A 13,308-nucleotide genomic window follows, 5' to 3' on the forward strand; every position below is an offset into this window, starting at 1 on the left:
CAGCCGCGCGGCTAGTTGTCCCTGCGGGCACACAATTGGCGCGCGGCACCGAATATCCGCGACTGCGACGCCACCCAGACGCCAATTCGTTAGCTGGTAGGCAAACCGGCCCGCGCGACTGCGCCTGCAAATAGAGCGGTCACTGCGGCGCCCATTGCTTGTTGATCGACTTCTTCCGGGTCCACGGAGTGTTCGAGAACCAATCCGGATATCAAGGCCATCAAGGAGATTGCGGTAGTCCGCACATCGAAGGCATCCTCGACGCCCCATTCCCGGGCTCGCGCTCCGATCAATTCCACCAGTTGACTACGTAGGTGCCGACGCTCTCGGAGGTACGCCTGGGCGATCTGGGGGTCACGTCCGGCGAGGACCCCGAATTCGAGGACGAGCAGCAACCACCCGGGGTTGCCCGCCATCCACGACGCGATTGCCTCGCCGCTTTTGCCGGCGGCATCGGTGGGGCTCATGCCCGCGATCTCGGCGAGCACCCTCCCGGCAAGTTCGAGTGACCGTTGCGCAAATAGTTCGGCAAACAGGTCTTGCTTGGACTCGAAGTTGGAGTAGACGGCGCCCTTCGTGAAGCCCGCTCGGCGGGCCACTTCGGTGAGACGTGCAGCACTGAATCCTTGCTCCCCAAATTCTTCCGCCGCAGCGTCGAGCAGTCTTTGCCGCACAACGTCGCGTCCGGGGCGGGTTACCGGTACGAAGTCCGGTTGACGGGATTCAGTCACGATACCTAGAGTATTCAATACCTAGGGTATTGACAAGCTCTTTACTTTCGACAAGATCAGGACTCATCGTGACCACAACGCATCCGGCACACGCCGCACCGGAAACACCCACGCCGCAGCACGAACACCCCAGCGACAACTTGCTGGCCAAATACGGCGCCCCGAAAGTCATGGTCGCGCTGTTCGTCGGCATGATCCTGCTCCAGATGGGCTTCATCCTCAGCTATGTCGCCGCGTTCCATCAGCCGACGCCACGTGACATCGAGATTGTGGTCATCGCAGATCAGGGCACACCGGCCGGCATGGATCAGCAGGTCGCCGACAAGCTCAACGCCATCGACGGCAGCCCGCTCGACGCGCGCGTTGGCGACAACACCGCCGCAGCGCGTCGGATGCTCCACGATCGCGAAATCCAGGGTGCGTTTGTCATCAATCCGGCGGGAGCCGACACCCTGATCACCGCCAGCGCGGGCGGTAGCTCCATTGCAACGTCACTCGAATCGATCTTTGCCCAGGTCGAGAGCAGCCAGAACCGCGAGTTCGTGGTGCGCGACGAGATCCCGGTGGGCGCTCACGACAACCGCGGCCTGTCCGGCTTCTACCTCTCGATCGGCTGGGTTGTGGGCGGCTACCTCTTTGCCGCAGCAATCGGCCTGTTCATCGGTGCACCGAAGACGCTTCGCCAGGCAGCTGCGCATACCGGTGTGATCGCCGTGTACTCGGTGATTTCCGGGGCGTTTGGCGCACTCATCACGTCGCATGTTCTCGGGACCTTTGCCGGGCACTGGCTCCCGCTCTCACTGCTGGGAAGTGCCGTCGTGTTCGGTACGGCAATGTTCACGGTCGGACTCCGCGCGGCAATCGGCGTTCTCGCCGTCCCGTTGGCGATCGCAGTGTTTGTCATCCTCGGCAATCCCAGTGCCGGAGGCGCTTTCGGCTCGAATGTGCTCCCGTCGTTCTATGCCGCGATCGGCCGGTGGATCACTCCGGGCGCCGGCACCGAGGGTGTTCGAAGCATCGTGTACTTCGGCAACGTCGGAGTCGGCCAGCCCGTGCTGACGCTTTTCCTGTACGCCGTGGTCGGCGCCGCCATGTTGTTCGGATTTACAATCAGGAAGAACCGAAAGTCCGCCGACACAGTGCCAACTCCGGCTGTGACAATCGCCGACTAGTCCTACTCTTGAATTCATGACGAGCCTCCTCCACCCCAACGCCTCGCACGTCGCCGAAACCCTGATCGCTCGCGGTCATCACGGCGTCATCGTCACGCAAGCCGACGCGACGCACACTGCCGAAGAAGCAGCGGCAGCTGTCGGGGTGGAGGTAGGCGCGATCACCAAGTCACTTGTCTTCCTACTCGACGACGATCCAGTGTTGTTGCTGGTCTCAGGCGCGCACCAGGTGAATCTGCAGGCAACGGGTGAGCGCCTCGAAGGCAAACTGACCCGCGCTCCTCTGGAGATGGCCAAGGCCGCAACGGGTCAACCCATCGGCGGAGTAGCGCCGCTCGGGCACCCCACCAACCTGCCGACGTACGTCGACACCGCGCTCGAGCAGTATCCGATCCTGTGGGCCGCGGCGGGCCATCCGAACACAGTCTTCCGCACGACGTATCCGGAACTGCTGCGCATCACGGCCGGCCTTGCCGTGGATATGGACTAAGGACGGTCAGACGCGCGCTTATAGTGGGTCGAAAGACCAAATTTCCCACCGGAGAGCCCCGTTGACTGACACGCCGAACGATATTTCCAACCCAACCACACCCGACGCGACCACCGCGCCCGAGTTGTCCACCGGCATCTGCGCCGCCGACTACCGGGCCGCACTGGGCCGTCACCCCGCGGGAGTCACTGTTGTCACCCTCGACTCCGGCACCGGACCGGTAGGGTTCACGGCGACCTCGTTCTCGTCGCTCTCGCTCGAGCCGCCGCTCGTGTCGTTCAACATCGCGGAGACGTCGTCGAGCATCACCGCCCTCAAGGCCGCAAAGTCCTTGGTGATTCATCTTCTCGGTGAACACCAACAGCATTTGGCCCAGCGCTTTGCGCGCAGCGCCGATCAGCGTTTTGCCGATCAATCACTCTGGGCTGTCCTCGATACCGGAGAGCCGGTTCTGCACGGCACGCCCAGTTGGATGCGCGTCACGGTCGATCAGTTGATTCCGGTGGGCGACCACACCCTTGTTGTCGGGCTTGTCACCCGAGTTCACGCCGACGAAGACGATGATTCCGCTGCGGCGCCGCTTCTTTATCACGAGGGCAAGTACTACCGCCCCACTCCACTGGGACAATAACCGCGAACAACGAAGGCCTCGCTGGGAATCCGGCGAGGCCTTCATTGTTCGCGAAAGAACTTACAGCGCTACGTACTTGGTATCGAGGTACTCGTCGATACCTTCGGTTCCGCCTTCGCGACCGAAGCCCGATTCCTTGACACCACCGAACGGTGCTGCGGCATCGGAGATCGCGCCGCGGTTGACGCCGACCATGCCGGTGTCCAGCTTCGCCGAGACGCGCATCGCGCGATCGATGTCGCGGGTGTAGAAGTACGCCACAAGCCCGAACTCGGTGTTGTTCGCTGCGGCGATGGCTTCGTCTTCGGTGTCGAAACCTACTACGGCTGCAACAGGTCCGAAGATTTCTTCCTTCAGCAGGCGCGCGTCGGCGGGCACCTGGTCGAGAACGGTCGGGGTGAAGAAGAACCCCGGGCCTTCGGGCGCCGATCCACCGGTGCGCACGCGAGCACCCTTGGACACGGCGTCGTCGACGAGTCCGGTGACGGTGGCGAGTTGCTTGGTGTTGATCAGCGGGCCGATGTTGGTGCCCTCGGCGTCACCTGCACCCACCTTCAAGGCCGCAACCTTGGCGGTGAACTTGTCGGTGAATTCTTCGCGCACCGAGTTGGCAACGTAAATGCGGTTAGCTGCGGTGCATGCCTCGCCGCCATTACGCATCTTCGCAAGCATCGCACCGTCGACAGCTGCATCGATGTCGGCATCGTCGAAGACGATGAACGGCGCGTTGCCACCCAGTTCCATGGACGTGCGGAGAAGCTTGTCAGCGGCATTGCGCACCAACAGCTTTCCGACGCCGGTGGAACCGGTGAACGTAACCTTGCGCAGACGTGCGTCTTCCATCAGCGGTCCGCTGATAGCTGCGGCGTCGGAGGTCGGGAGGATCGAGAGCACACCGTCAGGCAGGCCGGCGTCGGCAAATACCTGGCCGAGAAGCTGCATGGTGAGCGGAGTGTCCTCGGCCGGCTTGACGATGATGGTGCAGCCGGCCGCAAGTGCCGGTCCGATCTTTCGGGTTCCCATGGCCAACGGGAAATTCCACGGCGTGATCGCAAGAACCGGTCCGACGGCTTCCTTGGTGACAAGGATGCGACCGTTACCGGCCGGAGCCTGTGTGAAACGTCCACCGATGCGGACGGCTTCCTCACTGAACCAACGCAGGAACTCGCCGCCGTAGTTGACCTCACCGCGACTCTCGGCCAACGACTTACCCATTTCCAGGGTCATCATCAGCGCGAAGTCCTCGGCGCGGGCGTGCAACAACTCGAACGCGCGACGCAAGATCTCGCCACGGGTCCGAGCGGGCGTCGCGGCCCAATCATCTTGTGCCGCAGCAGCGAGATCGAGCGCACGGATACCGTCAGCTGCAGTGGCGTCGGCTACCTGAGCCAACTCTTCGCCGGTTGCCGGGTTGTAGACCGCAAAGGTCTTCTCGGCCGGCGTGAGCTTGCCGCCCAGCCAGAGACCTTGGGGTACGGAATCGAGAAGTTCCGAGACGTTCGACATGTCAGTTCTCCTGTGCTGCAGTGCGAATAGCAGACTCGAGGACGGTCAGGGCGTCGTCGAGCAGCTCTTCGGAAATGACCAACGGAGGGAGTAGACGAATGACGTTACCGTAAGTGCCGCACGTGAGGATCACAACGCCTGCCGCGAGGCACGCAGCTGCGATGGCCTTCGTGATGTCGGCATCCGGCTCCTGTCCGCCGGGCTTGACCAGCTCGATGGCGAGCATGGCGCCGCGTCCACGAACGTCGCCGATGACGTCGAGTTCCTTTGCCAGCGCGTTCATTCGGCCGACGACGGTGGTCTCGATGGTGCGGGCGCGACCACAGAGGTCCAGCTCGTGCATCTGGTCGATGGATGCCAGCGCCGCGGCGCAGGCGACGGGGTTACCGCCGTACGTGCCGCCGAGGCCGCCCGGGTGGACTGCGTCGATCAGGTCGGCGCGGCCTGTGACAGCTGCGAGCGGCATACCGCCGGCGATGCCCTTGGCAAGCGTGACCAGGTCCGGGACGATTCCCTCGTGGTCGCTGGCGAACCAGGCACCGGTGCGAGCAAAGCCTGCCTGGACCTCGTCGGCGATGAAGACGACGCCGTTCTCCTTGGCCCACGCGACGAGCGTCGGGAGGAATCCTTCTGCGGGAACGATGAATCCGCCCTCACCCTGGATGGGCTCGATGAGGATGGCTGCCGTGTTCGACGCGCCGATCTGCTTCTCGATCATCGTGATGGCGCGCTGTGCGGCCTGCTCACCGGTGATCTTCGAACCGTCGACGTTCAGGCCCTCGCGGTACGGGTAGGACATCGGAACGCGGTAGACCTCGGGGGCAAAGGGACCGAAGCCACTCTTGTACGGCATGGACTTTGCCGTCAGTGCCATCGTGAGGTTGGTGCGGCCGTGGTACGCGTGATCGAACACCACAACGGCGTCGCGACCCGTTGCGTGACGCGCGATCTTGACGGCGTTCTCGACGGCTTCGGCGCCGGAGTTGAACAGAACGGAACGCTTCTCGTGGTCACCGGGGGTGAGTTCGGCCAGGCGCTCGGCGACCTCGATGTAGCCCTCGTACGGAGCGACCATGAAACAGGTGTGGGTGAAGTGCGCAACCTGATCCTGAACTGCGGCGACAACAGCCGGGTTGGATGCACCGACGCTGGTCACGGCGATACCGGCACCGAGATCGACGAGCGAGTTGCCGTCGACATCGACGATCACTCCGCCGTCTGCGTCAGCGACGTACACCGGAAGGGTGGACGCGACGCCTGCGCCGACAACCTTCTTACGACGCTCTGCGAGCGCAGCCGAGCGCGGGCCCGGGAACTCCGTGACGATGCGACGTTCCTGCGGAAGCCGGTATTCGATTGCACTCATGTGACCACCCTCTCGGTTGTGTATTGCATTCGAGTATGCGACGCGCGAGCACCATCGAGCAGTGCCGAAATGGATATCTACATACTCAGGCCTACTCCATATCGGCAGCTCCCGCTAGCCTTGAACTCGTGACCGTTCCGATCTCCTGGCTACTGCGTCAGAAGCACCTGTCGCTGACATTGCTGACCGACCCGTCGTCATCCACTCAGCCGGTCACGTTTGCACAAGCCACAGAGCTGACGGACCCCACTCCGTGGCTCTCGGGCGGGGAACTGGTGCTCACCACCGGGCTTGCATTCGTGGGCGCTACTGCCACTGATTTTGCCGACTACGTCGACCGTTTGGCGTCGGCGGAAGTGTCAGCGCTGGGGTTCGGAACGGGACTTTCTCACAAAGAGGTCCCGCCGGAGCTTCTCGCAGCTGCCCGCGGTCGCGGACTTCCCCTGCTCGACGTTCCGTTCACCACCCCGTTCGCGGCAGTCACCCGCGCGGTGATGACCCGGCTGAGTCAGCAGGAGTACGAGTCCGTCCTGCGCGCGGCAGAAGTGCAGACGCGCATCACCCGGGTTGCGCTGCGCGGCGGTGTATCCGCGATCGTGCGCGAACTGGCCACGGCGACAAAAACTTCGGTTGCGTTTGTCGGCGACCGCATCACCGCCGTACATCCCGCAAATCAGAAGTCGCTGATCGCCGAAGTGCGTGCCGTGGCCGCGACCACTCGCGATCCCAATGCACCGGCATCGATTTCGCAGAGCACCCCCGAGCGGACGCTTACGCTCTCCCCGGTCGGCGTGACCGACAGTTGGCACGGCTACCTTGCACTGGCCGGTTCGGGGCCACTGAGCAACATCGACAGAGTGCTTCTCGGACATGCTGTTTCACTGTTGACCCTGGAACTCGAGAAGCCAGTGCGCCTGCGGGCCGAACGATCCAAGCTGAACTCGATGGCATTCGGACTGCTACTCGACGGACGAATCGCCGAAGACGCCGTGCCGTCGTATCTCGGCGAAGCAAGCGACACCACCGGATTGGTACGCGTCGTCCACATCCGAGGATCAGCGCTTGGACCTGCTCTACGCGAGCTGGACAGCGCACTTGCGCGCGCAGGAAGACCTCTTTTTGCCCAGGTGGAGAACACCGCACTCACGGTGCTGCTTCGTGGCACCGATACCATCGACACCGCACAAGCGCTTCTGGCGCAGCTGTCTCCGAGCGAATCCAAAGCTGTTCGCGCCGGGATCAGCACGCCGCACCCAATCCTCGACGCTGCGCGCGCACTCGTCCAAGCCCGCGCTGCAGCCAACCTCACAACGGCTACAGCGCGCATTCTCGAATTCGATGCACTGACGGGTTCGACGATTCTTGCGTCCGAACCGGCAAGAGAAGCCCTTGTTGCCATGGCCGCCGACACGATTCCCGTGCTGACCGAACACGACGACAAACACGGAACAGCCCTCGCGATCTCGCTCCGCGCCTACCTCGAGGCCAACGGTCAATGGGAATCTGCCGCTTCCGAACTCGGTATTCACCGGCACACTCTCCGAGGTCGCATCACCCGCGTCGAAGAACTCTTGCGATGCGACCTCGGCGAGGCCAGGGTCAGAGCTGAACTGCTGCTGTCGCTACTCGCTTGGGAGAGCCGCTGACAAGAACGACGATGTGCCGCGGATCAGCAGTTCGAGTTCCGCGTCGACGGTGCACAGCCGTGCAGTGTCGAGCGAACCGCTGCGGCGAACACTGGACATCAACGTCGTAAATCGGTGCACAGCATCGAGATTGGCGCTCGACCACCGCTGCACCACACCGTCGCGATCGTCGTCGAGAGCACCTGATACCAGATCCGCGAATCGCGTCGTCAATCGAGCATGAACGGCAGCGCTGCCCATGACCTCCCAGTGTGAAGCTCCGACGGCAACGTCGACGCCGCCGAGCACGTCACCCAGATCAAGCTCTGCAGCGAGCTCACGGTAGACGGTCGCAGCCGCCTGGACCGACGTATTCTCCTGCAGTGCAAGGTCGGCCAACGCCAGAGCTCCGAAGGACACCTCGATACGTTCGCTCGAGTTCAGCCCCGCCGTGAGTTCGCGCACCGGCCCCGACCATCGATCGATGTCTGCCCGCGGGTTCACCGCAAACCGTCCGGCCGCTCCTGGCCGTCGCAGCACCCAGCTCATTTCGGACTCGAGCAACTGTTGCAGTCGATCAAGTGCCTGAAGTTGTTCGGCAGCATCAAGATCGGAGTTCAGAATGTCGCGGCGCAGACCCTCGGTGCCGAGCACCTCACTGACCACCGCATACGCCAACGACGCTTCCGGGCTGCGCACACCCAAGTGCTCTTCCAGCCGGAACAGCACACCCGGCCCTACGCGGTTGACCAGTTCGTCGACCACCGAAGTGATGATGATGTCGCGTCCGAGTCGGTGCGCCTGCACAGCCTCTGGCGCTGCCTCGACCACCGACGGCGGGAAGTACTGCGTCAGCCGGTCGGCAAAGATCTTGTTGTCGGGGGCCTCGGAAGCACCCAACTCGGCAGTCAGCACATTCTTCGACTGAGCAACCAGCACAGCAAGTTCGGGGCGAAGAAGGCCCTGACCTGCCCGGGCCCGCACGGCAAGCGACTTGGCATCCGGCAGCGATTCTTCGACGCGTTTCATGGCGCCCGCCGCAATCAGATTCTCGATCAGCCGCTCGTGCTGGTCGAGAAGTGCCGGTGCTCGATGCTCGGCCAGGCTGATGGCAAGGGTTTGATCCTCGCTGGCCTTCAGTACCGACGCGGCTACCTCGTCCTGGGCCGACGCCAGAAGCGCATTTCGTGAGCCGGAATCCAACCCCGCAAGAGCGATCTTGATGTTGACCTCTCGGTCCGACGTCGCAACACCGGCCGCATTGTCGATGAAGTCGGCGTTGATTCGTCCACCGCCGGCAGAGTATTCGATCCGCGCGCGCTGTGTGAAACCGAGATTGCCGCCCTCCCCCACCACGCCGGCACGCAATTCGTCCGCACTCACACGAACACCGTCGTTGGACGGATCGGCCGCGTCGACGTTGCTCTCGCCCGACGCCTTCACATAGGTGCCAACGCCCCCGTTCCACAACAGGTCGACCGGCGCACACAGGATCGCCCGGATCAATTCCTGCGGGGTGAGCTTCTCCTCGGTGATTCCGAGTGCGTCGCGGGCCTCGCGCGGAAGACTGATGGACTTTGCGCTGCGCGGCCACACGCCGCCGCCGCTCGATATCACGGTGCGATCGAAGTCGTCCCAGGACGAGCGCGGCACGGTGAAGAGGCGGGCGCGTTCACTGAACGTGGCCTCCAGGTCCGGGTTCGGGTCGATGAAGATGTGGCGGTGGTCGAACGCCGCAACCAGACGAATCTTGTGCGAGAGCAACATTCCGTTGCCGAACACGTCGCCGGACATGTCGCCGATCCCCGCGACGGTGAAAGGATCAGTGTCGACGTCCACACCACGTTCGGCAAAATGGCGTCGCACAGCCACCCACGCGCCGCGGGCGGTGATGCCCATGGCCTTGTGGTCGTAGCCGGCCGAACCACCCGACGCAAAGGCGTCGCCCAGCCAGAAACCACGCTCGATCGCAATGCCGTTCGCCACGTCGGAGAACCGGGCGGTTCCCTTGTCCGCTGCCACGACAAGATACGAGTCTTCACCGTCGTAGGCGATCACTTCGGCCGGATGTACCGGCGAGCCGTCGACGATGTTGTCCACCACGTCGAGCAGTCCGCGAATGAACGTGCTGTACGACTCCTGCACATGGTCCGGTGTGGGCGTGGATGTTCCGCGCACGACAAAAGCGCCCTTGGCTCCGGTCGGAACGATGGGCGAGTTCTTGACACTCTGGGTTTTCATGAGGCTCAAGGCCTCGGTGCGGAAGTCCTCGAAGCGATCGGACCATCGCAGGCCGCCACGGGCCACCGACGAGCTACGCAGGTGAACGCCCTCGACGTTGGGTGCGCTGACGTAGATCTCGCGGAACGGAACGGTTTTCTGCGGCGTCGACAGAACCTGGGAGTCGATCTTGAACGACGCATACGACAGCGGATTGCCGGCGCCGTCGCGCAGGTACCAGTTGGTCCGCAATGTTGCCTGGAGAAACGAGCGAACACCGCGAAGAACCCGATCTTCGTCGAGAGTGTCTGCGCTGTCGACCAACTCGTCGATCAAGGTGATCGCGGCGGCAACCGCCACACTGCGCTTCGGCACTGCCGGGTCGAATCGCGCAGTGAACAGTCCGAGTGCCGCCCGAACGAATAGGGGCTTCGCTTGCAATACTCCCACGATGTAGCCTTCGGACAGCCCGATTCGTGCCTGCGCGAGGAACCGGCACGCCGCGCGCAGCAACTCTGCGTCACGCCACGTGATGTCGGCTCGGCCGATCAGGCTGGAGAAGTTGTCCATCCGGGTCCTACCGGCAACAACAGCTTCGAAAGCCGAGGCCATCTTCTCGAGTGCACCGCCGTCGAAGGCGCACGGCTCGAAGGTGAAATGATGCGCCGATCCGAGAACTGTCGGAAGCGGGCGGTGCGTCGACACTCGAAGTCCGAGGGATTCGAAGTTCTCGCACAGATCGGAGAGGGAGGGCTCTCCGGACGGCCACAGAACCACGCCGGTCAGTTCGTCGCCCTGACGAAATACCAGTCGTTGCCCTGCTGCTGCCAACTCGGCAACCAGTCCCAACGCTGGATCCGCTGAGTCCGCGAATTCTGACTTGGTTGCCGTTGATGTGCTCGCCATTGAACACCCTCCTGGAAAGTATTGGATCCGAACACTTTCCAGTGTTACGTGCATCACCGAATAAAGTTCGTGCCCGATAGGAGTACAAACCCTCCCCGGACACGACAATCCGGCAGTTGCAAATCTCGGGTCAGTCACCCAGCCGGATCGGCGCCAGATCCGCAAAGACGTCCCCAGGACCAGGATTCCCGGACGGCGTAGAACCGCCCAGATGGTGGACGACGCCCCACACTGCGTTGATAGCCGTCTGGATCGCTCCCTCGGCCCAGCCCGCCGTCCAGGAGATGTCATCGCCCGCGAGGAAGATTCCGCGATGACGCGGTTCCAAGTCACTTTGCACGAAGTGCGAGAACAGCCGCTCCTGGTACCGGTAATGCCCGGGCAGATTTGCCTTGAAGGCACCCATGAAGTCGCGTTCGGTTTCCCAGGACAGCGTGACCGGACTGGAGATGATGTGACTACGGAAATCGACGCCGGGGTAGATCTCTTCCAAGGAGCGCAACATGATCTCCATGCGCTCGGTAGCGTTCAGCGCCAACAACTTCAACGAATCATCCGACCACGTGTACGACAGACAGATCAGGCCGGGTTTCCCTTCCCCTTGATCGAGGAGGTACGTGCCGCGACTCATGCGGTCGGTCAGTGTCATAGACACCGAATCGCGACCGGTCTCGGGATCCTTGTCTTTCCAGAACGGACGATCGACAAGAACAAATACCTTGGTCGAGCCCATGTAATGGGTTCGCTCGATCGCAGTCCAATGATCGATCGGGAACAGATCGTCGGCGCAGCGAATGTTGTTGAGAAGCATCCAGCTCTGCACAGTCACAATGGCACTCGCATATGTTCGGATGAAACCCTCGGCATCGACAACCGTGAACCGACACGGTTCGGTGCGTCGCAGTTCAGTGACACGGGGCCGCGTTTTCCCGCCATTCAGCGAAGAAACCGTTGTGCCTGCCGGCCAGTGCCTCATCTGCGCGGGGGTTCGGTCCCACAGCCGCAACGGCAACTGCTGCGATCCACCGACGATGCCACGGTGATCGTCATCGGCTGCTGTGATGACCACACGAAGGATCTCGAGGATCGAATTGGGATAATCCGTATCCCAGCCGCCGGTACCAAATCCTACCTGCCCGAACACTTCCCGCATATGAAAGGACTTGAAGTGCTTCGACGCGGCGAGGAATCCGTAGAACGTCTGGTCGTCGTATCGCACCACCAACTCGTTCCAGATCCGCTTGATCTCAGCGGTATCGCGGTCCCGAATTGCCTGCTGCATGGGAATCAAATCGGCGTAGTCTTCCAGAGTGCGTGCCCACGCCTGTGCGACCTCGGTGAAGATCGGCGGCAAATCCTCGAGTGTGTGCGCATAGTGGCTTTCGCCCTTGAGGTCGATGACGGTACTCGGGGTCACCCCTGCCAGCGGGTTGGCGAACTCCTGGGTCTCTAGCGCCATCTCGTCGAGGTAATGGAAGAGCGTTGTCGACGACGGCGGGAATCGCATCGCACCCATCTCCGCGACTACGCCTGGGTAGCCGTCGAATTCGACCGAGCGCATTCGACCGCCAATCTGATCTGCCTCGTAGACAACCGGTTTGAGTCCGATTCTGAGCAGCTCGTACGCCGCGATCATGCCGGCAAGCCCGCCGCCGATCACCGCGATTTCGGTACCGAACGCGACGTCGGGCACCGATCCCAACCCAGCCGGGTCGGCCACGTAATCGTCGTAGGCAAAGGGAAAGTCGGGGCCGAACATCGTCAGCGGAGGCAACGGCCCCGGCTCGGAGGAACTGTCCGGAGCTACGGGAACGGTCATCGGCGGCCCTCTCGCTGGGAGCGATAGTCGGGATACAGATCGAGTCGACGATCATCGAGATGTGTATTGAGCGAACGTGATCGAGTGACAACCGCGGCGGAGATATCGGTAAGAATCAGTTCCTGCGCGGCACCCGCTCGGGCCAGTTCCCTACCGGTCGGATCGATCGCACACGACAACCCGCAATAGGTGAGTTCGGACTCCGAACCACAGCGATTGACGTAGGTCACAAACATCTGGCTCTCGTAGGCACGAGCCGGAACAACTTGCTGTGCAATGTGTTCGTACGGAGCCATCAGTCCGGTGGGCACGATCAACCACTGGGTTCCGGCATCAGCATGGGCACGAACAGCTTCGGGGAATTCGACGTCGTAACAGATCAACAGACCACACCGGATTCCGTCGAGATCGAATCCGATAACCAAAGTGTCGCCTGGCACAAAATTCTCACGATCGAGCGCCCCGAAGAGATGCGTCTTGCGGTAGTTGGCAAGCGAGAGGCCGTTGCGCCCTACTACCTGCACGCTGTTGTAGACATCGCTGCCGGAGAGTTCAGGATAGCCGTAGACAATGGTGATTCCGGTGCTGACCGCGACCGCCGCAATCGCATCGAAGATCGGTCCGTCCGCCGGTTCCGCGCGCGTTCCGACCAGTCCACCGATGTTGTATCCCGTTGCGGACATCTCCGGCGTCACCAGGATGGATGCCCCCGACGCCGCCACTGCGCGTGCTGCGGCCCCGATCGCCTCCACATTGCACTCCACCGACGCAATGGCATCTTTCGACGTGAGCGGGCCTTGAAACAGTCCGACACGGAGGGAATCGACCTTCATCGTGCGCTC

10 protein-coding genes are annotated in these 13,308 nt (G+C 62.5%); 4 read left to right on the forward strand and 6 right to left on the reverse strand.

What is annotated here, in order from left to right:
• Nucleotides 1–89 precede the first annotated feature (89 nt).
• Entirely contained in the window at nucleotides 90–731 is a 642-nt protein-coding gene (locus R4P64_RS12640) for a TetR/AcrR family transcriptional regulator (RefSeq protein ID WP_045068267.1), read from the reverse strand.
• Nucleotides 732–799: 68 nt separating this feature from the next.
• Between R4P64_RS12640 and R4P64_RS12645 the strand changes: the two genes are divergently transcribed.
• The 3 genes from R4P64_RS12645 (at nucleotide 800) to dszD (ending at nucleotide 3,024) form a co-directional block, all read left to right on the forward strand.
• Nucleotides 800–1,903, forward strand: a complete 1,104-nt coding sequence (locus R4P64_RS12645; protein WP_172935955.1) for a hypothetical protein — start codon at nucleotides 800–802, stop codon at nucleotides 1,901–1,903.
• 16 nt (nucleotides 1,904–1,919) lie between these two features.
• The gene (locus R4P64_RS12650; RefSeq protein WP_033236297.1) at nucleotides 1,920–2,393 is read left to right on the forward strand and encodes a YbaK/EbsC family protein; all 474 of its coding nucleotides are present in this window, start codon (nucleotides 1,920–1,922) and stop codon (nucleotides 2,391–2,393) included.
• Nucleotides 2,394–2,454: 61 nt separating this feature from the next.
• On the forward strand, nucleotides 2,455–3,024 hold the full coding sequence (gene dszD / locus R4P64_RS12655; RefSeq protein WP_033236296.1) for an NADH:FMN oxidoreductase DszD: 570 nt from the start codon (nucleotides 2,455–2,457) through the stop codon (nucleotides 3,022–3,024).
• Between the two features lie 60 nt (nucleotides 3,025–3,084).
• Here dszD and R4P64_RS12660 read toward each other — a convergent pair whose 3' ends face one another.
• Nucleotides 3,085–4,530 carry an NAD-dependent succinate-semialdehyde dehydrogenase gene (locus R4P64_RS12660; protein WP_095888132.1) on the reverse strand — a complete coding sequence of 482 codons (1,446 nt, stop codon included), beginning with the start codon at nucleotides 4,528–4,530 and terminating at the stop codon, nucleotides 3,085–3,087.
• A gap of 1 nt (nucleotide 4,531) precedes the next feature.
• Nucleotides 4,532–5,896, reverse strand: a complete 1,365-nt coding sequence (gene gabT, locus R4P64_RS12665; protein WP_033236294.1) for a 4-aminobutyrate--2-oxoglutarate transaminase — start codon at nucleotides 5,894–5,896, stop codon at nucleotides 4,532–4,534.
• 128 nt (nucleotides 5,897–6,024) lie between these two features.
• Between gabT and R4P64_RS12670 the strand changes: the two genes are divergently transcribed.
• Complete coding sequence (locus R4P64_RS12670) at nucleotides 6,025–7,542, forward strand: PucR family transcriptional regulator (protein WP_317821048.1); 1,518 nt, start codon at nucleotides 6,025–6,027, stop codon at nucleotides 7,540–7,542.
• Here the strand turns inward: R4P64_RS12670 and R4P64_RS12675 are convergent.
• From R4P64_RS12675 to R4P64_RS12685, 3 genes are all read right to left on the reverse strand, one after another.
• Nucleotides 7,519–10,647, reverse strand: a complete 3,129-nt coding sequence (locus R4P64_RS12675; protein WP_317821049.1) for an NAD-glutamate dehydrogenase domain-containing protein — start codon at nucleotides 10,645–10,647, stop codon at nucleotides 7,519–7,521. The two genes, R4P64_RS12670 and R4P64_RS12675, sit on opposite strands and share 24 nt — an antisense overlap.
• Nucleotides 10,648–10,777: 130 nt before the next feature.
• A complete protein-coding gene (locus R4P64_RS12680; RefSeq protein ID WP_317821051.1) occupies nucleotides 10,778–12,466 on the reverse strand; it encodes an NAD(P)/FAD-dependent oxidoreductase in 1,689 nt (562 codons plus the stop codon).
• Nucleotides 12,463–13,299 carry a carbon-nitrogen hydrolase family protein gene (locus tag R4P64_RS12685; RefSeq protein ID WP_317821053.1) on the reverse strand — a complete coding sequence of 279 codons (837 nt, stop codon included), beginning with the start codon at nucleotides 13,297–13,299 and terminating at the stop codon, nucleotides 12,463–12,465. The genes R4P64_RS12680 and R4P64_RS12685 overlap by 4 nt, the downstream gene beginning before the upstream one ends.
• Nucleotides 13,300–13,308: the final 9 nt, after the last annotated feature.

The organism is Rhodococcus sp. IEGM 1366, from assembly GCF_033142425.1.
Classification (GTDB): domain Bacteria; phylum Actinomycetota; class Actinomycetes; order Mycobacteriales; family Mycobacteriaceae; genus Rhodococcus_F; species Rhodococcus_F globerula.

Coding starts and splice junctions, on each gene's coding strand:
- R4P64_RS12650 (WP_033236297.1), top strand. CDS start 1,920: ATGACGAGCCTCCTCCACCCCAACGCCTCGCACGTCGCCGAAACCCTG.
- R4P64_RS12660 (WP_095888132.1), bottom strand. CDS start 4,530: ATGTCGAACGTCTCGGAACTTCTCGATTCCGTACCCCAAGGTCTCTGG.
- gabT (WP_033236294.1), bottom strand. CDS start 5,896: ATGAGTGCAATCGAATACCGGCTTCCGCAGGAACGTCGCATCGTCACG.
- R4P64_RS12675 (WP_317821049.1), bottom strand. CDS start 10,647: ATGGCGAGCACATCAACGGCAACCAAGTCAGAATTCGCGGACTCAGCG.
- R4P64_RS12680 (WP_317821051.1), bottom strand. CDS start 12,466: ATGACCGTTCCCGTAGCTCCGGACAGTTCCTCCGAGCCGGGGCCGTTG.
- R4P64_RS12685 (WP_317821053.1), bottom strand. CDS start 13,299: ATGAAGGTCGATTCCCTCCGTGTCGGACTGTTTCAAGGCCCGCTCACG.